21 protein-coding genes are annotated in these 19,644 nt (G+C 44.0%); 20 read left to right on the forward strand and 1 reads right to left on the reverse strand.

What is annotated here, in order from left to right:
• The first annotated feature begins 36 nt into the window (after window positions 1-36).
• The 13 genes from rpmH to IJE10_05365 all read left to right on the forward strand — a co-directional run bounded on the left by rpmH (window position 37) and on the right by IJE10_05365 (window position 14,096).
• Complete coding sequence (gene rpmH / locus IJE10_05305) at window positions 37-171, forward strand: 50S ribosomal protein L34 (protein ID MBQ2967517.1); 135 nt, start codon at window positions 37-39, stop codon at window positions 169-171.
• A gap of 45 nt (window positions 172-216) precedes the next feature.
• Window positions 217-564 carry a ribonuclease P protein component gene (rnpA, locus tag IJE10_05310; protein MBQ2967518.1) on the forward strand — a complete coding sequence of 116 codons (348 nt, stop codon included), beginning with the start codon at window positions 217-219 and terminating at the stop codon, window positions 562-564.
• The gene (gene yidD / locus IJE10_05315; GenBank protein ID MBQ2967519.1) at window positions 536-748 is read left to right on the forward strand and encodes a membrane protein insertion efficiency factor YidD; all 213 of its coding nucleotides are present in this window, start codon (window positions 536-538) and stop codon (window positions 746-748) included. Before rnpA ends, yidD begins: the two co-directional genes overlap by 29 nt.
• 15 nt (window positions 749-763) lie before the next feature.
• On the forward strand, window positions 764-1,642 hold the full coding sequence (locus IJE10_05320; protein ID MBQ2967520.1) for a YidC/Oxa1 family membrane protein insertase: 879 nt from the start codon (window positions 764-766) through the stop codon (window positions 1,640-1,642).
• Complete coding sequence (locus IJE10_05325) at window positions 1,590-2,222, forward strand: protein jag (protein MBQ2967521.1); 633 nt, start codon at window positions 1,590-1,592, stop codon at window positions 2,220-2,222. Before IJE10_05320 ends, IJE10_05325 begins: the two co-directional genes overlap by 53 nt.
• A gap of 12 nt (window positions 2,223-2,234) precedes the next feature.
• Window positions 2,235-3,572 carry a tRNA uridine-5-carboxymethylaminomethyl(34) synthesis GTPase MnmE gene (gene mnmE, locus IJE10_05330; GenBank protein ID MBQ2967522.1) on the forward strand — a complete coding sequence of 446 codons (1,338 nt, stop codon included), beginning with the start codon at window positions 2,235-2,237 and terminating at the stop codon, window positions 3,570-3,572.
• Between the two features lie 13 nt (window positions 3,573-3,585).
• Window positions 3,586-5,481, forward strand: coding sequence for a tRNA uridine-5-carboxymethylaminomethyl(34) synthesis enzyme MnmG (gene mnmG / locus IJE10_05335; GenBank protein ID MBQ2967523.1), 1,896 nt, complete (start codon window positions 3,586-3,588; stop codon window positions 5,479-5,481).
• Window positions 5,474-6,175, forward strand: a complete 702-nt coding sequence (gene rsmG / locus IJE10_05340; protein MBQ2967524.1) for a 16S rRNA (guanine(527)-N(7))-methyltransferase RsmG — start codon at window positions 5,474-5,476, stop codon at window positions 6,173-6,175. Before mnmG ends, rsmG begins: the two co-directional genes overlap by 8 nt.
• A gap of 112 nt (window positions 6,176-6,287) precedes the next feature.
• Window positions 6,288-7,115 carry a nucleoid occlusion protein gene (gene noc, locus IJE10_05345; protein MBQ2967525.1) on the forward strand — a complete coding sequence of 276 codons (828 nt, stop codon included), beginning with the start codon at window positions 6,288-6,290 and terminating at the stop codon, window positions 7,113-7,115.
• 54 nt (window positions 7,116-7,169) lie between these two features.
• Entirely contained in the window at window positions 7,170-8,135 is a 966-nt protein-coding gene (locus IJE10_05350) for an FAD:protein FMN transferase (protein ID MBQ2967526.1), read from the forward strand.
• A gap of 123 nt (window positions 8,136-8,258) precedes the next feature.
• Window positions 8,259-11,789 (forward strand): pyruvate:ferredoxin (flavodoxin) oxidoreductase, encoded by a 3,531-nt coding sequence (gene nifJ / locus IJE10_05355; GenBank protein MBQ2967527.1) that lies wholly within the window; start codon window positions 8,259-8,261, stop codon window positions 11,787-11,789.
• Window positions 11,790-11,939: 150 nt separating this feature from the next.
• Window positions 11,940-12,677 (forward strand): helix-turn-helix domain-containing protein, encoded by a 738-nt coding sequence (locus IJE10_05360; GenBank protein MBQ2967528.1) that lies wholly within the window; start codon window positions 11,940-11,942, stop codon window positions 12,675-12,677.
• A gap of 87 nt (window positions 12,678-12,764) precedes the next feature.
• Window positions 12,765-14,096 (forward strand): hypothetical protein, encoded by a 1,332-nt coding sequence (locus IJE10_05365; GenBank protein ID MBQ2967529.1) that lies wholly within the window; start codon window positions 12,765-12,767, stop codon window positions 14,094-14,096.
• A gap of 21 nt (window positions 14,097-14,117) precedes the next feature.
• Here IJE10_05365 and IJE10_05370 read toward each other — a convergent pair whose 3' ends face one another.
• Window positions 14,118-14,690, reverse strand: a complete 573-nt coding sequence (locus tag IJE10_05370; GenBank protein MBQ2967530.1) for a M23 family metallopeptidase — start codon at window positions 14,688-14,690, stop codon at window positions 14,118-14,120.
• Window positions 14,691-14,824: 134 nt separating this feature from the next.
• On the opposite strand from IJE10_05370, the gene IJE10_05375 reads away from it, so the two are divergent.
• From IJE10_05375 to IJE10_05405, 7 genes are all read left to right on the forward strand, one after another.
• Window positions 14,825-15,292, forward strand: coding sequence for an FHA domain-containing protein (locus tag IJE10_05375; GenBank protein ID MBQ2967531.1), 468 nt, complete (start codon window positions 14,825-14,827; stop codon window positions 15,290-15,292).
• A gap of 94 nt (window positions 15,293-15,386) precedes the next feature.
• Window positions 15,387-16,130, forward strand: coding sequence for a sigma-E processing peptidase SpoIIGA (locus tag IJE10_05380; GenBank protein ID MBQ2967532.1), 744 nt, complete (start codon window positions 15,387-15,389; stop codon window positions 16,128-16,130).
• A complete protein-coding gene (gene sigE, locus IJE10_05385; GenBank protein ID MBQ2967533.1) occupies window positions 16,131-16,823 on the forward strand; it encodes an RNA polymerase sporulation sigma factor SigE in 693 nt (230 codons plus the stop codon).
• Window positions 16,824-16,892: 69 nt separating this feature from the next.
• On the forward strand, window positions 16,893-17,660 hold the full coding sequence (gene sigG / locus IJE10_05390; GenBank protein ID MBQ2967534.1) for an RNA polymerase sporulation sigma factor SigG: 768 nt from the start codon (window positions 16,893-16,895) through the stop codon (window positions 17,658-17,660).
• A gap of 278 nt (window positions 17,661-17,938) precedes the next feature.
• Window positions 17,939-18,619 (forward strand): hypothetical protein, encoded by a 681-nt coding sequence (locus IJE10_05395; GenBank protein MBQ2967535.1) that lies wholly within the window; start codon window positions 17,939-17,941, stop codon window positions 18,617-18,619.
• Between the two features lie 2 nt (window positions 18,620-18,621).
• Window positions 18,622-18,813: a hypothetical protein gene (locus IJE10_05400; protein ID MBQ2967536.1), complete on the forward strand. Its 192-nt coding sequence runs from the start codon at window positions 18,622-18,624 to the stop codon at window positions 18,811-18,813.
• Window positions 18,814-19,166: 353 nt separating this feature from the next.
• Window positions 19,167-19,520: a hypothetical protein gene (locus tag IJE10_05405; protein MBQ2967537.1), complete on the forward strand. Its 354-nt coding sequence runs from the start codon at window positions 19,167-19,169 to the stop codon at window positions 19,518-19,520.
• The last annotated feature ends 124 nt before the right edge of the window (window positions 19,521-19,644 follow it).

The raw sequence follows: 19,644 nt of genomic DNA on the forward strand, positions 1-19,644 counted from the left end.
AAATCTCATTATTGCAGTACTGGGAGGTGTAATAACATGCTTAGAACATATCAACCTAAAAAGAGACACAGAGCTAAAGAACATGGCTTCAGAAAAAGAATGCGTACTGCCAACGGCCGTAAGGTATTGGCTAGAAGAAGAGCAAAAGGCAGAGCAAGATTATCAGCATAAGGACGTGGTAAAACACGTTCTTTTTGTACTTAGGAGATTTTGTGTATGGAAACCATCAAAGAAAATTTCATATTCAAAAAAGCCTATAACAAAGGAACAAAGCAGGCAGGAAAATATGTTGTGCTTTACAGCCTGAAGCGAAAAAGCGGAATAAGATACGGCGTAACCGTTTCAAAAAAAATCGGAAAAGCGGTTGTGCGAAACAGACTACGGAGACAGTTTCGTGAATGTCTCCGCATTTTGGAACCTTATATAGGCGATGGCCAAGACATCGTTCTGGTGGCACGCAGTGCGGCGGTTTATGCACCGTACTCGGCACTGCTGGATTCCATCCGCGGTCAGATGATAAAAGGAGGTATGCTTAATGAAGAAGCTCTTCATTCTTCTCATTAAAGGCTATCAGAAATTCATCTCTCCGCTGAAAGGACGCCAAACTTGTATCTTTATTCCAACCTGCTCGGAATATGCCGTGCAGGCAATCACGAAGTATGGAGCTATAAAAGGCTCCTATTTGGCGTTACGCAGAATACTCAGGTGTCACCCCTTTTCAAAAGGCGGATATGACCCTCTGAAATAGTTTAAGGAGAATATTATGTTCGAATTGCTGGTCTACAAGCCACTGGCGTGGATTTTGATTCAGATTTACGCGCTGGTGCAAAACTACGGCTTGTCCATCATACTGTTTACCATTATTATTAAGCTTTTGATGTTGCCGCTTTCTATTAAACAGCATAAATCCATGGCAAAAATGCAACGTGTACGTCCTCTGATGGAATATCTCCAGAAAAAGTATAAGGACGATCAGCAACGCTTGCAGCAGGAGACCATGAAACTTTACAAGGAAGAGGGCGTAAGCCCTGCAGGCGGTTGCTTGCCTCTTTTGATTCAGCTTCCGATTTTAATTGGTTTGTATCAGGTTATCAACAGACCGTTAACCTTTATCCTGCAACTGCCAAAAGACGTAATTGCGGCGATGAAAGCAGAGTTGATTGACGCAGGTATTACCATTGGCGGCGAAATTGATATTTACAGAAATATGGGTGAGCTGAGCAACAAATTTGCAGAAGCAGTTGCAAAAATGACACGTCTTGACTTTAACCTGTTCGGTATTGATTTTTCGCAGACACCGGATTTTATGGGCGAAATCACCGTGCTTTGGCTGGTGCCGATTTTAGCGGCAGCTACCGCATACCTTTCTTCGTATGTAACAAGAAAGCTGCAGGCTATGCCCCAGACCGAACAGCAGGCGAGCTCTATGAAAACCATGAACATGATGATGCCCATGATGTCGGCAGTATTCTGTTTCATGCTGCCTGCAGGCGTAGGTCTTTACTGGATTATGAGTAACGTGGTTCAAATTGCACAGACAATCTTATTGAATAAGATTTTTTCTAACAAAAACGAGGAGGAAGAAATTGATGCAGAACAATACTTTAAAAAAGACAGAAATCACCGCAAAAAACATCAGTGAAGCAATGGCTAAAGCTGCTGAAATTTTCGGTGAAGCAGATATTGAATATGAAATTTTAGAAAATGCAACATCGGGCTTTTTGGGCATGGGTGCAAAACCCTGCAAGATTTTAGCCTGGGTAAACGGTGCGGAAGAACCCACCGATAAGGCAGAGGACTTTTTAAAGAAGGTCGTGTCCCTGATGGGTGTGGAAGCAACCTTTGATGTGAAAAACGAAGAGGATTCCCTTTCCATCACCATGGCAGGCGAAAAGATGGGTCTTTTAATCGGCAGACGCGGTGAAACCCTGGATGCACTTCAGTATTTAACCAGTATTGTAGTGAATAAAGACAGAGAAGATTACCTGCGTGTTTCTTTAGATACTGAAAACTACAGAGAAAAGCGCAAGGAAGTTTTGGAAAAACTCGCAAACAAGATTGCAGACAAGGTTGTCCGCAACGGCAGAAATATGACTTTAGAACCCATGAATCCCTTTGAAAGAAGAATCATTCATGCGGCACTCCAGGGTCATGACATGGTAACCACCTCTTCTGTTGGCGAAGAGCCGGAAAGAAGAGTTGTGGTAAGTCTTAAAAAGTAAGGGGAAGCAATCATGCGTACGATAGCTGCTATTTCAACCCCGTCGGGTACGGGCGGTATTGCAGTCATTCGAATCAGCGGTGATGAGGCGTTTTGTGTAACTGACAAGGTTTTTAAAGGTCAGGGGACAAAGCGCCTTTTTGAAGTCCCGGCAAATACTGTTGTGTTCGGCAGAATTGTGGATTCGGAGGGTAAGGAAATTGACCAGGTGTTAGCTTCGGTTTTCCGCGCACCCCATTCCTTTACGGGGGAAGATGTGGTGGAAATCAGCTGTCACGGCGGTATTTTAAACACAAAGCAGATATTAAAAACGGTTTTGGAAGCAGGTGCTGTGCTGGCCGATAAGGGCGAGTTCAGCAAACGCGCGTTCTTAAATGGAAAAATAGACCTTGCTCAGGCAGAGGGCATTATTGATTTAATCAACGCTGTATCCGAAAAGGGGGCAGACAAGGCAGTATTCCAGATGGAGGGCAGACTTTCAAAAGAAATCGGCGATTTAAGAGAAGTGCTTTTAAATCTTGCGGCACATTTGGAGGCGGCGGCAGATTTCCCTGAAGAGGACATTGACGAGCTTGCCCCCGAGGCGGTGCTTTCTACTTTAAAAGAAAGCCTTGCGCGTATGGATAAAATGCTTAAAACCGCGTCTTACGGCAAGGTTTTAAGAGAAGGCTTGCCCGTTGCGGTTATCGGAAAGCCCAATGTGGGAAAATCCTCTATTTTAAATTATCTGGCGGGTGAGGACCGTGCCATTGTAACCGATATCGCAGGCACAACCCGTGATGTCATTGAAGAGTTTGTGAATTTAGATGGCGTGCCCATTAAGCTGATGGACACCGCAGGCATCCACGAAACGGATGATGTGGTGGAAAAAATCGGCGTGGAAAAAAGTAAGAACGCGGCAGATCAGGCAACTTTTCTTTTAGCGGTGTTTGACGGTTCAAAACCGCTGGACGAAAAGGACGAAGAAATATTAAATTTAGTAAAAGACAGACCCCACGCGATCATACTGAACAAGTGTGATTTGGGTAAAGCAGTATCTCTTTCGGGGATAGAGGTTTCCGCAAAGCAGGGTGACGGCATGGACGAATTGGTAAAAGCTTTGGTGCAGTTTGCGTCAGGCGATGTGTCCGAGCGGGACACCGTTATTACCAATGAACGGCACTATGAATGCTTACTGCATTGCAAAGAAGCAGTACAGCGTGCAGTCGATTCGGCAGAGCTTGGTATGCCCACCGATATGCTTACGGTAGACATCCAGACTGCCATTGAAAATTTAGGCGAAATCACGGGACAGACCGTGTCCCAGGAAATTGTGGACAGAGTATTTCATAACTTCTGTTTAGGAAAATAAAAAGGAGAAACGTATGGCATCCTACATTGCAGGCGAATATGATGTAGCGGTAATCGGCGGTGGTCATGCGGGCGTGGAAGCGGCGTTAGCAGCGGCACGGCTCGGCATGAAAACGCTTATGTTTACCATTAATATGGACGCGGTGGGCAACATGCCCTGTAACCCCAGCATCGGCGGTACCGCAAAGGGTCACCTGGTGCGTGAAATTGATGCGTTGGGAGGTGAAATGGGTAAGGCGGCAGACAAGACCTTTATCCAGTCCAAAATTTTAAACCGGGGCAAGGGGCCTGCGGTTTATTCGTTGCGTGTACAGAGCGACCGCAGACGGTATCAGATGTATATGAAGCATGCGGTGGAATCAGTGCCGAATCTTTTCCCAAAGCAGGCGGAAATTACCCGTATCGGCATTGAAAACGGCATGGTGACCGAGGTGGAAACCCATGTGGGCGCCATTTATAAGGTGAAAGCGGCTATTATTGCCAGCGGTACATATTTAAAAGGCAGAATCATCATTGGAGATGTAAACTATGAAAGCGGTCCCGATGGCATGTTTCCGGCAATCGGCTTGTCCGCATGTTTACGGGAAGCAGGCATTGAGCTTCGTCGCTTTAAAACCGGCACACCCTCGCGTGTGCTTGCTTCCACTCTGGATTTTGACAAAATGGAAGTGCAGACCGGGGACGATGAAATTCAGCCCTTTTCCTTTGACAATACCGATATCGGCGAAAACCAGGTCAACTGCTACATGACCTATACCAACCAAAATACCCATAAGGTGATTATGGATAATATTCACCGCTCACCTTTGTACAGCGGTGTAATCGAAGGGGTAGGACCCCGCTATTGTCCGTCTATCGAGGATAAGGTGATGCGCTTTAAGGATAAAGAACGGCATCAGCTTTTCATTGAGCCGATGGGCTTAGATACCAACGAAATGTATGTGCAGGGCTTGTCCTCCAGCTTGCCTGAGGATGTGCAGATTCAAATGCTCCACACTATCCCGGGTCTTGAAAACGCGGTTATGGTGCGTACAGCCTATGCCATTGAATATGACTGTGCAGACCCGACCCAGATGTATCCCACATTAGAGTTTAAAACCGTCAGCGGACTGTATGGTGCAGGGCAGTTTAACGGTTCTTCGGGGTATGAGGAAGCGGCGGCACAGGGCTTGATTGCAGGTGTTAATGCGGCGCTGAAAATCAGCGGTAAGGAACCGCTTATCTTAGACAGAAGCACTTCTTATATCGGAACGCTGATTGACGATCTGGTAACCAAAGGCACCAATGAGCCGTACCGCATGATGACCTCCCGTTCGGAATACCGTCTGGTGCTCCGTCAGGACAATGCGGATTTGCGCCTCATGGGCTACGGACATACCGTGGGTTTGGTGTCCGATGAAAGATATCAGAGAATGCTGGATAAAAAAGCCTTGATTGAAGCGGAAATTGAGCGACTGGAGACCACCTCCACAGGCCCGTCCGAGGCATTGAACAAGATGCTGGAAGAAAAGGGGTCTACACCGTTAAAGAGCGGTGTGAAGCTCGCTGAACTCATTCGTCGTCCGCAGATTACCTATAAAGATATTGCAATCTGTGATACCCATCGCAAACCGCTTCCGAAAGATGTTTGCGAGCAGGTGGAAATTCAGATTAAATATGACGGTTATATCAAACGTCAGCTGGTGCAGATTTCTGCTTTTAAGAAAATGGAAGGCAAAAAGCTTCCGCAGGATACTTGTTATGCAGACATTCACGGTCTGCGCATTGAGGCAAGACAAAAATTAGAAAAAATCAAGCCGGAAAATTTGGGGCAGGCATCCCGTATTTCAGGCGTTTCGCCTGCAGACATTGCGGTTTTGGTGATTTACTTGGAACAGCTCAAACGGCAAAGGAATGAAAAGCATGATTGACAGATTGAAGCAAGGTTTTAATGACCTTTCCATGGAGGTTTCGGACGAACAGATTGCCAAGCTTTTGCGGTATGGCGAGCTGTTGGTGGAATGGAACGAAAAAATGAATTTAACCGCCATCACAGACCCTGTTGAAATTGCGGAAAAGCATTTTCTGGACAGTGCTATGTGCTTAAAGTGCGGCATCTCGGGCAGTGTGATTGATGTGGGTACAGGGGCAGGCTTCCCGGGCTTGGTGCTTAAAATCTTAAAGCCCGATATCAAGCTTTGTCTGCTGGATTCTCTGCAAAAACGTCTGACCTTCCTGCAGGCGGTGACCGAAGAATTAAAGCTAACGGACGTAACCTTTGTGCATGCCCGAGCAGAGGACGGGGGAAGAGATAAAAAATTAAGAGAGAAATTCGATTTTTCGGTGGCAAGAGCAGTGGCAAACCTTTCGACTTTAAGTGAATATTGTCTGCCCTTTGTCAAGCAGAACGGATATTTTGTAGCTATGAAAGGACCGAAAGCACAGCAGGAAATTGCAGACGGCAAGAATGCGCTTTCCAAGCTTGGCGGTCATGTGGAAACGGTGTTGGAGGAGAAAATTCCGGGTACCGACTTAGAACATGTGATTGTTACGGTAAAAAAAGTTCGACAGACCCCTCCGCAATATCCCCGAAAAGCAGGAAAACCGTCAAAAGAACCCTTATAAACAAACGAAACTCGTCGCATTACGCGACGAGTTTTTTTGCTTTTTTATTTCCCGATATGTTATAATTAAGCCATAGAAAATCACAAGAGAAAGGATGTTTTTTATGAGAGAAATGCTACAGGAGCGAAGCGGAAGCGTAACTAAAATTGTGCAGATTCCCATTTCACAAATCAGCACCAACCCCTATCAGCCCCGAAAGGTTTTTGAGCAGAATCAGCTGGAGGAACTGGCATCAAGTATTATGGAATATGGTGTGATTCAGCCCATTACGGTGCGCAGAAATTTTGTGGGCGGATATGAGCTGATTTCGGGGGAGAGACGTTTAAGAGCCTCAAAGCTTGCGGGTAAAACGACCATTCCCTGCATCATTGTGGATGCGGACGAAAACGATTCGGCAGTCATTGCACTTTTAGAAAACCTGCAACGGGCAGATCTTACATATATGGAAGAGGCGGAAGCCATATTTCATCTGATGCAGGAGCACAAATATACCCAGGAACAGCTTGCCAGAAAGCTTGGTAAAAGTCAGTCTGCCATTGCCAACAAAATCAGACTTTTGCGGTTGTCGGAGGGGGTAAAGAAAAAGCTTAAGGAAAACGAGCTGACCGAACGGCATGCCAGAGCTTTACTTCGGATTACCGATGCACAGCTGCAGGAAAAGGTGCTGAAAATGGTGTGCGACAAGGGGTTAAATGTAACCCAGACCGATGCATTAGTTGAACGTACTTTAGAACGTTTAGCTTCGCCCACCAACGAAAAAGAGGGTAAAATCAAAGGTATTGTGGAGCTTCGTATGTTTTTAAATACTGTCAACAAAGCCATTGATGTGGTAAAACGGGCAGGTGTACCCATTTCGGCACACAAAAAGGATAAAGGGGACTGTATTGAATATGTCATCAAAATCCCGAGAGACAGAGATCGGGTTGCCACAACCCTTTAACTTTTACCATTGACATTTTCCTTGTTTTTTTGTAAAATAGAACAAGGTGATAGAATGCGAAAGAAAATTATATTTGTGTTGGCGGCAATTGCATTGGTCGCAGGTGTTTTAATTTTGCGTGAAAATGTGGCATGGAAGGAAACACCTCTGTTTGCCATGGATACTTACTGTACACTCAAAATCAAAGGAAACGACCAAACCATAGAGAAAATGGTACAATGCATCAAAGAGGCGGATGATAAATTTGATGCGTATGATGAAAAATCTGCGGTATATGCACTCAACCGGACGGGTAAAACCGAAGATGAAGAGCTGATTGCACTTACTGCACAACTGATAGGTTATCATCAGAAAACCGACGGTGCGTTTGATTTTTCCATGAAGAAAATTTCGGATGTGTGGGGCTTTGAAACAGAAACCCCAAGTGTGCCTGAAGAAATTGACTTTTCTTTGTTCGGCGCTGATAAAGTAGCCGTGACCGATGAGAAAGTAACCTTAGACGGCGTAGAGGTGGATTTTGGTGGTGTGGCAAAGGGGTATGTCACCGATCAATTAGCCGATATTTTAGAGCAGGACGGGGTAGAGGAAGCACTTTTAGACCTTGGTGGAAACATTTATGCAAAAGGGACGCACAAAATCGGCATTAAAAATCCCAAAGAGGGCGAAAACTTAGCCTGCGTCATAGAAGTGACCGACAAAGCGGTCATTACCTCAGGCGTGTATCAGCGCTTTTTTGAAGACGATAAGGGAAAGAAATGGCATCACATTTTGGACCCTGAAACGGGGTATCCGGCAGACAGCGGACTGCTGTCTGTGACGGTGATTGGTGACAATGCCACGGAGTGCGATGTGCTGTCCACTGCTTTCCTGGTTATGGGCAGGGAAAAGGCGCTGAAGTTTTGTGAAAATTTCCCTGTAGAAGTGGTTCTGATTACTAAAGATTCGGTTTATTATACCAAAGGTTTAGAAGAAAAAATCCAAAAAGGAGACCCTTCTTACGAATTAAAAGCGACTTTTTGAAAAAAAGGTCGTTTTTTTTGTGTTTTTTGTGTTAAAAAGACTTTACAATATCAAAAAAAAGTGTTATAATATATCCAAATGTAAGAATGATTTTTCTTATGTAAAGAAAGGAGTTTATCTAACATGGCAAGAAAAATGAAAACCATGGACGGTAACAACGCTGCGGCACATGTGTCTTATGCGTTTACCGATCTGGCTGCTATCTACCCGATTACACCTTCTTCCGTTATGGCTGAAGTAACTGATAAATGGGCTGCAGATGGCAGAGTGAATGTTTTTGGCGAAAAGGTTAAGGTTGTAGAAATGCAGTCTGAAGCAGGTGCGGCAGGTACCGTACACGGCTCCTTGGCAGCAGGTGCTCTGACCACCACCTTCACCGCTTCTCAGGGCTTATTGCTCATGATCCCCAATATGTACAAAATCGCAGGTGAATTGCTCCCGGGCGTTATTAACGTATCTGCTCGTTGCGTAGCTAGCCATGCGCTTAACATTTTTGGTGACCATTCTGACGTATATGCATGCCGTCAGACCGGTTTTGCAATGCTTTGCGGCGGTAACGTACAGGAAGTTATGGACTTGGGTGCAGTTGCACATCTGTCTGCAATCAAAGGCAGAGTTCCGTTCCTCCACTTCTTTGACGGTTTCAGAACCTCTCACGAACTCCAGAAAATCGAAATCTGGGATTATGAAGATTTGAAAGAAATGATGGATTGGGATGCTGTTAACGCTTTCCGTAACAGAGCAATCAATCCTGAACATCCTGTTCTCCGCGGTACTGCGCAGAACCCGGATATCTTCTTCCAGGCTCGTGAAGCATGTAACACCTATTACGATGCTGTTCCGGCTGTTGTTGAAGAATACATGAACAAAGTAAATGCTAAGATTGGCACAAACTACAAACTGTTCAACTACTATGGTGCGCCCGATGCAGAACATGTAATCATTGCTATGGGTTCTGCTTGTGACACCATTGAAGAAACCATCGATTACTTAAACGCTAACGGCGGTAAGGTTGGTTTGGTTAAGGTTAGACTTTACAGACCGTTCTCCGCTAAGCACTTAATCGATGCTATCCCGGATTCTGTTAAGCAGATTTCTGTTCTTGACAGAACCAAAGAACCCGGTGCATTGGGTGAACCCTTGTACCTCGACGTTTGCGCAGCTCTTAAGAACACCAAGTTCGATGCTATCCCGGTATTTACCGGTCGTTACGGCTTAGGCTCTAAGGACTTTACTCCCGGCGATGCTGCTGCAGTATTTGCAAACACTGAAAAGAAAGTATTCACCGTATCCATCAAGGACGACGTTACAAACCTCTCCCTGGATCGTGTTGAATTGCCCGATACCGCACCTGCAGGTACCACCAGCTGTAAGTTCTGGGGTCTTGGTGCTGACGGTACCGTTGGTGCTAACAAAAACTCCATCAAAATCATTGGTGACCACACCGATATGTATGCACAGGCATACTTTGATTATGACTCTAAAAAGTCCGGTGGTGTTACCATGTCTCACCTCCGTTTCGGTACTTCTCCCATCAAGTCTACTTACCTCATCAATAAGGCTGACTTCGTGGCTTGCCACAACCCGTCTTATGTAACCAAGTATGACATGTTGGCAGACTTGAAGCCCGGCGGAAGCTTCCTCTTAAACTGCGGTTGGAATGCTGAAGAATTAGAAAAGCATCTGCCCGGTCAGATTAAGAGATATCTTGCAAACAACGACATCAGCTTCTACACCATCGACGGTGTACAGATTGCAAAAGAACTCGGCCTTGGTGGTAGAATTAACACCATTCTGCAGTCCGCATTCTTCAGCATCTCCAAGATTATTCCTGAAGCAGATGCAATCAAGTTCATGAAAGACGCTGCTACCGCATCCTACGGTAAGAAGGGTGAAGCTGTTGTTAAGATGAACCATGACGCAATCGAACGCGGTGCAACCGGCTATGTTAAGGTTGAAATTCCGGAAAGCTGGAAGACCGCAGAAGATACCGAACTGACTAAGAAAGCTACCGGCGACAGACCGGAACTCGTTGAATTCGTTAACGAACTCTTGATTCCGATGTCTGCACAGAAGGGTAACGAATTGCCTGTTTCTAAGTTTGTAGACATGGCTGACGGTACCTTCCCGCAGGGTTCTGCTGCTTATGAAAAGCGCGGTATCGCTATCGATGCTCCCTTGTGGAATCCCGACACATGTATCCAGTGTAACTTCTGTTCTTATGTTTGCCCGCACGCTGTTATCCGTCCGGTAGTTCTTACCGAAGAAGAAGCAGCTGCAGCACCTGCTGAAATGGTTCTTACCGATATGAAGGGTATGCCCGGTTATAAGTTCGGTATCACCATGTCTGCTCTCGACTGCACAGGTTGCGGTTCTTGCGCAAACGTTTGCCCCGGCAACAAGAAGAACGAAACTCTCGTTATGAAGCCGCTTGATACTGTTTTGGATGCACAGAAGGGCTTCGACTATGGTATGAAGATTACTCCTAAAGCTGAAGTTTTGGCTAAGTTCCCCGAAACCACCGTTAAGGGCTCTCAGTTCAAGCAGCCCTTGCTTGAATTCTCCGGCGCTTGCGCAGGTTGCGGTGAAACACCTTATGCAAAACTCGTAACTCAGCTGTTCGGCGATAAGATGTACATTGCAAACGCTACCGGTTGTTCTTCCATCTGGGGTGGTTCTGCACCGTCTACACCTTACACCGTAAACCACGAAGGCAAGGGTCCGGCTTGGTCCAACTCCTTGTTCGAAGATAACGCTGAATTCGGTTACGGTATGTTCCTTGCACAGAACACCATCCGTAATTCCTTGGTTAAGAAGATCGAAACAATTGCAGAAAAGGGCGAATGCGCTTCTGATGCAGCTAAGAAGTTCCTCGAAACCAAAGATGATACAAAGGCTAACGCAGTTGCAACAGAAGAACTCGTAAAAGCTCTGACCGATTGCGGTTGCGATTTGGGTAAAGAAATCCTTGCACAGAAAGATTACCTCGCTAAGAAGTCCGTTTGGATCTTAGGTGGTGACGGCTGGGCATACGATATCGGCTTTGGCGGTTTAGACCATGTATTGGCATCCGGCGAAAACGTAAACGTTCTGGTATTCGATACCGAAGTTTACTCCAACACCGGCGGTCAGTCCTCTAAATCTACTCCTACCGGTGCAATTGCACAGTTCGCAGCTTCCGGTAAAGAAGTTAAGAAGAAAGACCTCGCGCAGATTGCTATGAGCTATGGCTATGTATATGTTGCTCAGGTTTCCCAGGGCGCAGATATGAACCAGTGCTTGAAGGCATTCCACGAAGCAGAATCTTACAACGGTCCTTCCATCATTATTGCTTACGCTCCCTGTATCAACCATGGTATCAAGGGCGGTATGAGCAAGGCTCAGACCGAAGAAAAGAAAGCAGTAGATGCAGGTTACTGGCATCTGTTCAGATTTGACCCCAGAAAGATTGACAAGGGCGAAAATCCGTTCACACTTGACAGCAAAGAACCCTCTGCTTCTTATCAGGAATTCATCCAGGGCGAAGTTCGTTACAGCTCTTTGATGAGACAGAACCCCGAAAGAGCAGCAGAACTGTTTGCAAAAGCAGAAGCTACTGCAAAAGCAAAATACGAATACCTCAAGAAGTACGCAAAGCTTTGGGATCAGGAATAATCTGATTTAAAGTTACTTTAAAGGTTACAGAAGCACCTCCGATTTTCGGAGGTGCTTTTTTTCAACGTCCGGTTGAAATCTATCTATTGCAAAGTTATTGAAGTTTGTGCATATTTGCGCTACAATAATTTTAAAGAAAGGAGTGGTTGTATGCTGTTAAAAATTGGAGAACAGATTAAGAAATTACGCAGAGAAAAGGATTTAACCCAAGAAGAAGTGGCAAATCATTTAGGGGTGTCATTCCAATCGGTCAGCAAATGGGAGAGGGGCGAAGGCTATCCGGATATTACAATGTTGCCCGCTCTTTCCCATTATTTTCAGATTTCCGTGGATGAACTGCTTGGTGTGGATGACACACAAAAGCAGAAAAAGTACAATGAAATAAATGAAATCTGGTTGCAAAACAACAAAAAAGGGTTGAATTTTGAAAATGTGACATTGATGCGTGAATCTTTGAAGAATTTTCCAAACGATGTTCTTTTGTTGGTTCAGTTATCAACATCTTTGGAAAAGCTTAGAGGAACAAAGCAAGAAGAATCGTCATGGCTCCAAGAATCTATTGCTGTACAAGAACAAATATTGCAATATGGTGTCGATTCGGAAGTTCGAGGTGCAACACTATATAATATTTGTTTTTCTTATTGGAAGAATGGTGAGCAGGATAAGGCGATTGAGTGTGCGAAAAAATTGCCCAATTTATATAAGGCGAGGGAAAACGCACTGGTGTATTTTTTAGAGAGGGAAGAGAAAAGTGAAATTGCAAAAATGGCATTGCAACCTTTGGCATGGGCTGTATCACATCACTTAACGGCTTTGGCTGAAACAGAGAATGAAAAAAGCTATCTTGAAAAGGCAGAAACAATCAAAAAGTTACTATTGGATATTTAATTATAAAAAATACGAAAAATTTTCGTAACCGAATTCATTGACATGCAAATTTCTCTTTGGTATAATGAGGCAAAGGAGTGGATGAAAATGGCAAATTTAACAGTAGATTTTACAAAAGAAATCGGCAAAATCAAGCCGATGCACGCGGTGGGACAACCGCCGTTTGTCGGAATGGATTTTTCTTATGTTTCCTATTTAAAAGAGGCAAATATCCCGTATTCCAGACTGCATGATGTGGGCGGTGCCTATGGTGGATTTAAGTTTGTGGATATTCCAAACATTTTCAGAGATTTCGATGCAGACGAAAATGACCCGAATTCTTATGATTTTGCATTTACGGATGTTTTAATTCAAGCGCTTATGGACAACAACTGTCCGCCTGTTTTCCGTTTGGGTGTAACCATTGAAAACTATCCCCACATTAAAATTTACCGCATTCATCCGCCTGCTGATTTTGCAAAGTGGGCGAGGATCTGCGAGCATATCGTTCGTCATTACAATGAGGGCTGGGCAGACGGTTTCCATTACGGCATTGAATACTGGGAAATCTGGAACGAGCCGGAAAACAACGGTCCGACCCCTAAAAACATGATGTGGACAGGTACCATGGAGCAATATTTAGAGCTTTACGGTATTACAGCGAAGCATTTGAAAAACTGCTTCGGCGATACCATTAAGGTGGGTGGCTTTGCTTCCTGCGGTTTCTATGGCTTGTGGGGTGACCCAAAAAAATATGGCATGGATATTGAGTTTCGCGAAAAAGAGCACGGAGATTTGGCAAAAGAGTATTACATTGACTTTTTCAAGGCGTTTTTGGCATATAACAAAGAAAATAATGTGCCAATGGACTTTTTTTCCTGGCATTCCTATGCAAATGTGCAGGACACCATGGTTATGGCAAAATTCGTAGAAAAGACCATGAACGAGTATGGATATGGTGATGTGGAAACGCATCTTAACGAATGGAACAACGCGCATACCCGTTATAAACGCGGGAAAAGTGTGGCGAGTGTGCAGGCTTGTGCCATGCTTTGCGGAATGCAGAGCACCAAAACAACCATGCTTTGCTATTACGATGCCAGAATCGGACATAGTGTGTACGGTGGCTTGTTCAATCCCATTACCTACGAGCCGTTTTGTACCTATTATCCCTTCAAAGCCTTTGGTGAGCTGTACAAAATGGGCACACAGGTTGCTTGCGACTCGGATGACAGTGAAGTGTATGCCGTTGCGGCAATGGGGAACGGAAAAAAAGGCGTTCTGATTGCCAACTGCAACAAAGAACCCATCACCTTAAAGACCAATCTTGAAGTAGATTTCAAGCTGTACCGTATCGATGAAAACCATTTGATGACCGAGGACATATTTGCACCGGAAATAGAGGTTGATGCAGAGCAGGTGTTGTTTATTGTAAAATAAAAAAAGCCGTTTTCAGGCTTTTTAAAAGGAAATATGCAGGGCGGGGTCCTCAGGGATTCCGTCCTTTATAATTTCAAAATGCAGGTGCGGACCTGTGCTGTTGCCGGTTGACCCGACTAACGCAATCACGTCGCCCTTTTCCACAATCTGATTTTGTTCTGTACACAAGGTGCTGCAATGCGCATACAGTGTTTCATAGCCGTTGTCATGGGTTAAAATAACGGTATAGCCATAGCCGTCCACCCATCCGCAGGTGGAAACCGTTCCTTTTAGTGAGGCAAAAATGGGAGTCCCTGTATCTGCACCCAAATCAATGCCCTTGTGGTCGTTCCGTTCCCGTAAGCCAAAAGGCGAGGTGATTACGCCACCCTCTAACGGCTTTAAAAAAGTGCGGGCTTCCGTATCTTCGGCAATCGCTTTCTGAAGCTGTTCCACGCCAAAGGTCGGTGCCTGGTACATGTTTCGGAATACCGGCTCTGCCGATACAATGTCTTGTGTTTGCTCTGCTTTTTCAGGCTTGCTTTGTATAAGGTATATATTCATACCCAGTAAAAATAAAAAACAAAGCAACGGAATTGCGTTTCGTTTGTGCATAATCCATTCACCTTTCTCAAGTTTTGGTTCTACAGAAAGTATATGATGAATATGGAGAAAATATACCGAATTGATGAAAGGGTTGCTTTTGCTTAAAAAATATGATACAATACAATAAACGGGAGTTGATATGCATGAACACACAAATACAGCAATTCATTGCAACCGTCGCAAAATACGCGATGGTTCTGGTAATATTTTTCTTTATGTACAGTATCATACGGCTGATTTATCTGGATATTAAAAAAAGCAGGATGGGTACGGCACAGGATGACCGTCCGTACATTAAACTGCTGAACCGTCGGCACAGTCTTTCTTTTAAGGTAGAAGAACTGTATTCAATACAGGATAAAATGACGTTAGGACGTGGCTTGCACTCGGATATCACAATTCGTGACCCGTATCTTTCCACCCTGCATATTCAGTTTTTGAAGAAAGAGAAGCAATGGTATGTCCTGGACAACAAGAGCACGAACGGGACGGAAGTGAACGGAAATTATATTCGCGGAACCTCTGCACCGCTGAAAACGGGCGACCTGATTCGACTTGGACAATTGCAGTTTATCTTTATGGAGCCTGCTATTCAGGATGACGAAGAGTAAAAAGCTTTGTGACTTAATTAAGTCACAAAGCTTTTTTTACTTCTGCCCGTTTTTGACAAAATAAGCCCTATAAACAGGTGTATGCTGAATACGGGTGATGCATTTGATTGTGTATGTAGATGTAGCTTTAGTGCTGTCTTTGTTTTTAAACGGGACTCTTGTGTGGCTTCCCGGAAAGCTGATGGGCGTAAAAACAACACCTGTTCGTATGGTGCTTGGCACATTAACAGGTGTTTTGTACGGTGTAGTGTGCTTTATAACAGACTATTATCGGATATGGCTTTCTGTAGGGGTGGCATACGTACAGATGCGGATTTCCTATCCGCAAAAGCAGGGCGTGCTGATGCTTGCAAAAATAGCTTCGGCGATTTTACTTGCGGGCTGGCAGCAAACCTTTTCGGTAGCAGGCGTGACCTCGTTAATGCTGTTTGTGGCAGGTGTTTATGCCTTGCGACTGCTCTGGAAAAAAATTCATGGCTTCATTCGTACCGAAAAGCTGTATCGGAAAATTCAGATAGGGGTAAATGGAAACAGTCTGGAGTTTATGGGGTATATTGATTCGGGAAACCGCCTTTCGGTAGCGGTGCTGAGTGAACAGACTGCCATTTCGTTACTCGGCGAAAAGCTGGTAGCGGATATGCGTGAGATGGAAAATACAAAAGCACTGAACTACCGTCTTTTGCCTTGTACGACGGTAAGCGGAGAAGGGTTTATTCCGGTTTTTAAGCCGGATTTTATGAAGATAGACGGCAAAAAAAGCAATATGCAGGTGGGGATTAATTTTATGCCTATGCAGGAGCAGATGCTACTGCCTAAAAATGTTCTGGAGGTACAGTAAATGTTTATAAAGTGGATACATAAAATTAAAAATTTGTTTGAAAAAAAGGATATTTTTTATATTGGAGGCAGTCAGATTCTGCCCGCACCGTTAAGCAAGGAGGAAGAAGCCTCCTGCCTTGAAAACATAAAGGACAGCGAAAACCGCAAGCTTTTGATTGAACACAATTTAAGGCTTGTGGTCTACATTGCAAGAAAGTTTGAAAATACAGGAATCGGGATTGAGGATTTGATTTCCATCGGTACCATCGGGCTGATTAAAGCGGTCAATACCTTTAATCCCGAAAAAAACATCAAGCTTGCAACCTATGCGTCCCGCTGTATTGAAAACGAAATTTTAATGTTCCTGCGGAAAAACAGCAATACCAGGCAGGAAATTTCCATCAATGAGCCGCTGAACACCGACTACGACGGCAATGAGCTGATGCTTTCGGATATTTTAGGCTCGGATGCGGATGCAGTGGGAAAGTCTTTGGATGATGAGGTGGATAAAGAGCTTCTTGCCATTGCCATGGGCAGACTTTCGGTGCGGGAAAAGGAGATTATGTGCTTGCGCTACGGGTTGCTGGGCGGTGAAGAAAAGACACAAAAGGAGGTGGCGGATAAGCTCGGTATTTCCCAGTCTTATATTTCAAGACTTGAAAAACGTATCATTTTACGTCTGAAAAAAGAGATGGATAAAATGACAGATTAGTATAACTTTTTCGTTCCCCGGGGATACTAAGAGTATCGCTTGAAAGGGAAGGGGACGAAAAAGTTGTACATGAATAAAGTGGAAATCTGTGGTGTTAATACAGCAAAGCTTCCGGTGCTTTCTGCGGAGGAAAAGGAGAATTTACTCCGTAAAATCAAGCAGGGCGACAAGCAGGCGGAAGATGATTTTGTGAACGGAAATTTAAGGCTTGTTTTAAGTGTGATACAAAAATTCTGTAATCGGGGCGAATACGCGGACGATTTGTTTCAGGTGGGGTGTGTGGGACTGATGAAGGCGGTCAAAAACTTTGATTTGAGTGTAGGCGTAAAGTTTTCCACCTATGCGGTGCCCATGATTGTGGGTGAGGTGCGTCGGTATTTGAGGGACAACAACGCCATTCGTGTGTCCCGTTCGGTAAAGGACCTTGCGTATAAAGCTCTGCAGGCCAAAGAGGAACTATCAAGAGCAAATAACCAAGAACCAAGCTTGGAAGAAATCGCCAAAAAACTGGATGTTCCGGTTAAAGCCATTTCAAATGCGTTGGATGCCATACAAGACCCTATTTCCCTTTACGACCCCGTTTTTCACGACGGAACGGATGCGGTATCTGTTATGGATCAGGTGAAAGACGATAAAAATCACGACGAGCTGTGGACAGATGATATCGTGCTTCGGGAGGCAATTGAACGCCTGCATGAGCGGGAGAAGAAAATCATTACTCTCCGCTTTTTTCAGGGCAAAACCCAGACCGAGGTGGCAGAGTCCATCGGCATCTCTCAAGCCCAAGTCTCGCGCCTTGAAAAAAGCGCCCTGAGCCAGATGAAGAAGTATATATAAATTAAATATCTGAGATTTTTACACGGATGTAAAAATAAGTAAAATATTTTCTTGTATAATGTGATTTTTTGTATTATAATAATATTACCCCCGAAGGGGGAGGCGGTTATTTTTTCCGCCTCTTGCTCTTACTGCGTTTCGCAGTTGCCAGTTCATAAAGTTTTGCGATAACCTGAACTGTCAACCACACCGCTGTGAGAGCTTTTATTATTTTTATAATATATCTTAAGACTTTTGGTGACCGATATACCATAGCAAAGGCTGCGGGTGACAAGGACATGATGCTCAAAGAGCAGACGCGTATGACACAGCTTTCGCAAAAATATAACGAGTTTTCTAAAAAGGCGGGATTGCCTACCAAAGTGGAGCGGTTGAGTAGCGGAATTTCGTCTAAATCGTTGACAAAGCGTGGGAATAGTGGTATAATAAAAATAGGAGGTAGTGGAATAGATATGTATATTGACAAATTCACACCTTGCTTAGAGGATGCAAAAACCGGGGAAATACTGTCGACCTCTTATGCTCTTGTATCTAAACATGAATTGAGACAATTAAAAGGTTGGAAATTTAATTGGATGGATTCGGATTTGGATAGTTCAGAAATCTACAAACTGACATTAAAAGGCGATTCTGAAATTCAAGGTTTAATTTCGATTACTAATTTTGAAAGAGACAGAGCTGTCTATGTAAAACTTGTCGAAAGTGCACCGCATAATTTAGGCAAAAATAAGCAATATAATGGCGTTGGCGGACATCTGTATGCGATAGCGGCGCAAAAATCTGTCGATAAAAGATATGGCGGTTTTTTGTTTATGGATGCCAAAAATGCTGAGTTGGTTGAACACTATCATAAAACGCTTGGAGCGGTACTGATAGGTAGACCGCATCCATACAGAATGATTGTTGATGAAGATGCTGCAAAAAAATTACTGAAAATCTATACATTGGAAGGAGAATGAGTATGTCAAGAACAGATATGGAAAGCATGAAACAGCTTGATGAAGTGGCAGAAAAGGCAGGCGGATTTGTATCTATGCTGAAAAGCGATGAAATTCGCTACGACTACAGGAAAATCCTTGCGCACTGTAAAGAAAAAGGCATAGAGCCTATGGATTTAACAATAAGAGAGTTGAATCAATTTATTGTACAATAAAAAAGTAGTCTATGATGTGATAACCACCCTACTGTGACGGTAAGGTGGTTTTTTAGTGCCAAAAAGAAAAAATAAGTTGCATTTATGCTTTTTTTGTGGTAAGATAATATTAACCACGCAACTGAATATACTAACCATAAGCGTTTGCATTTTTACTTTGGTAAAAGGTGCGAAGCTTTGTTTTCGTATGCTTATGGTATATGTTGCGTGGTTGCAGGCGAAGCTCGTGCTTTTTCGGTGCGTAGCTTCAGTCTATTGAACTACGCACTTTTTATTTGCAATTTCTTTTTTGGAGGTGAATTTTTGTATACTTGGCAAGGAGTGCGAAATTTATCAAAAAAGGAGAAATGGAAATGTATAATCATGAAAATACGGATTTAGCGGTTACCTTACTTGTAACTGCAACTGTTGTTGTTTTGATTGCAGGAATTGTTGGCGGTTTGGTAATCGGAGGCGTAATACCGGACATTCCTAGTGTGTTTGCTGAAAGCGGATTTGGTTTTGTATATATGTTATGTGTATGGATTGTTAGTGCAGTTGTCGCACTAACACTATACGCGAAAGCTGTTCAACTGCAGATTGCTGACGAAATGCTAGGCGAAGTAAAAAAGTTGGAACAACCGAAACCGGTGGTTAAGACCGTTACCAGAACGGTGATTCAGAAACAGCCGGCAGAGAGTGAACCGGCAGAGAACACAAACGAATAAAAGTAAATACGATAACTAAGTACTTGTAAGAAATTACAGGTACTTTTTTATATTCCAAAACAGCCGGGACCGGGCTTAAAAGGGGTCAGTTTCGTAGTGGGCAGAGCTCCACTTAAAAAAATCT

The organism is Clostridia bacterium, assembly GCA_017410375.1.
Classification (GTDB): domain Bacteria; phylum Bacillota; class Clostridia; order RGIG6154; family RGIG6154; genus RGIG6154.

Excerpts from the sequence above, each read along its gene's own strand:
- rsmG (MBQ2967524.1), top strand. The coding sequence starts at position 5,474 with ATGATTGACAGATTGAAGCAAGGTTTTAATGACCTTTCCATGGAGGTT.
- sigE (MBQ2967533.1), top strand. The coding sequence starts at position 16,131 with ATGTTTATAAAGTGGATACATAAAATTAAAAATTTGTTTGAAAAAAAG.
- yidD (MBQ2967519.1), top strand. The coding sequence starts at position 536 with ATGAAGAAGCTCTTCATTCTTCTCATTAAAGGCTATCAGAAATTCATC.
- IJE10_05375 (MBQ2967531.1), top strand. The coding sequence starts at position 14,825 with ATGAACACACAAATACAGCAATTCATTGCAACCGTCGCAAAATACGCG.
- mnmE (MBQ2967522.1), top strand. The coding sequence starts at position 2,235 with ATGCGTACGATAGCTGCTATTTCAACCCCGTCGGGTACGGGCGGTATT.
- IJE10_05400 (MBQ2967536.1), top strand. The coding sequence starts at position 18,622 with ATGTCAAGAACAGATATGGAAAGCATGAAACAGCTTGATGAAGTGGCA.
- IJE10_05320 (MBQ2967520.1), top strand. The coding sequence starts at position 764 with ATGTTCGAATTGCTGGTCTACAAGCCACTGGCGTGGATTTTGATTCAG.
- IJE10_05325 (MBQ2967521.1), top strand. The coding sequence starts at position 1,590 with ATGCAGAACAATACTTTAAAAAAGACAGAAATCACCGCAAAAAACATC.
- mnmG (MBQ2967523.1), top strand. The coding sequence starts at position 3,586 with ATGGCATCCTACATTGCAGGCGAATATGATGTAGCGGTAATCGGCGGT.
- IJE10_05370 (MBQ2967530.1), bottom strand. The coding sequence starts at position 14,690 with ATGCACAAACGAAACGCAATTCCGTTGCTTTGTTTTTTATTTTTACTG.
- IJE10_05350 (MBQ2967526.1), top strand. The coding sequence starts at position 7,170 with ATGCGAAAGAAAATTATATTTGTGTTGGCGGCAATTGCATTGGTCGCA.
- nifJ (MBQ2967527.1), top strand. The coding sequence starts at position 8,259 with ATGGCAAGAAAAATGAAAACCATGGACGGTAACAACGCTGCGGCACAT.
- rnpA (MBQ2967518.1), top strand. The coding sequence starts at position 217 with ATGGAAACCATCAAAGAAAATTTCATATTCAAAAAAGCCTATAACAAA.
- IJE10_05365 (MBQ2967529.1), top strand. The coding sequence starts at position 12,765 with ATGGCAAATTTAACAGTAGATTTTACAAAAGAAATCGGCAAAATCAAG.
- rpmH (MBQ2967517.1), top strand. The coding sequence starts at position 37 with ATGCTTAGAACATATCAACCTAAAAAGAGACACAGAGCTAAAGAACAT.
- sigG (MBQ2967534.1), top strand. The coding sequence starts at position 16,893 with ATGAATAAAGTGGAAATCTGTGGTGTTAATACAGCAAAGCTTCCGGTG.
- IJE10_05360 (MBQ2967528.1), top strand. The coding sequence starts at position 11,940 with ATGCTGTTAAAAATTGGAGAACAGATTAAGAAATTACGCAGAGAAAAG.
- IJE10_05405 (MBQ2967537.1), top strand. The coding sequence starts at position 19,167 with ATGTATAATCATGAAAATACGGATTTAGCGGTTACCTTACTTGTAACT.
- noc (MBQ2967525.1), top strand. The coding sequence starts at position 6,288 with ATGCTACAGGAGCGAAGCGGAAGCGTAACTAAAATTGTGCAGATTCCC.
- IJE10_05395 (MBQ2967535.1), top strand. The coding sequence starts at position 17,939 with ATGATGCTCAAAGAGCAGACGCGTATGACACAGCTTTCGCAAAAATAT.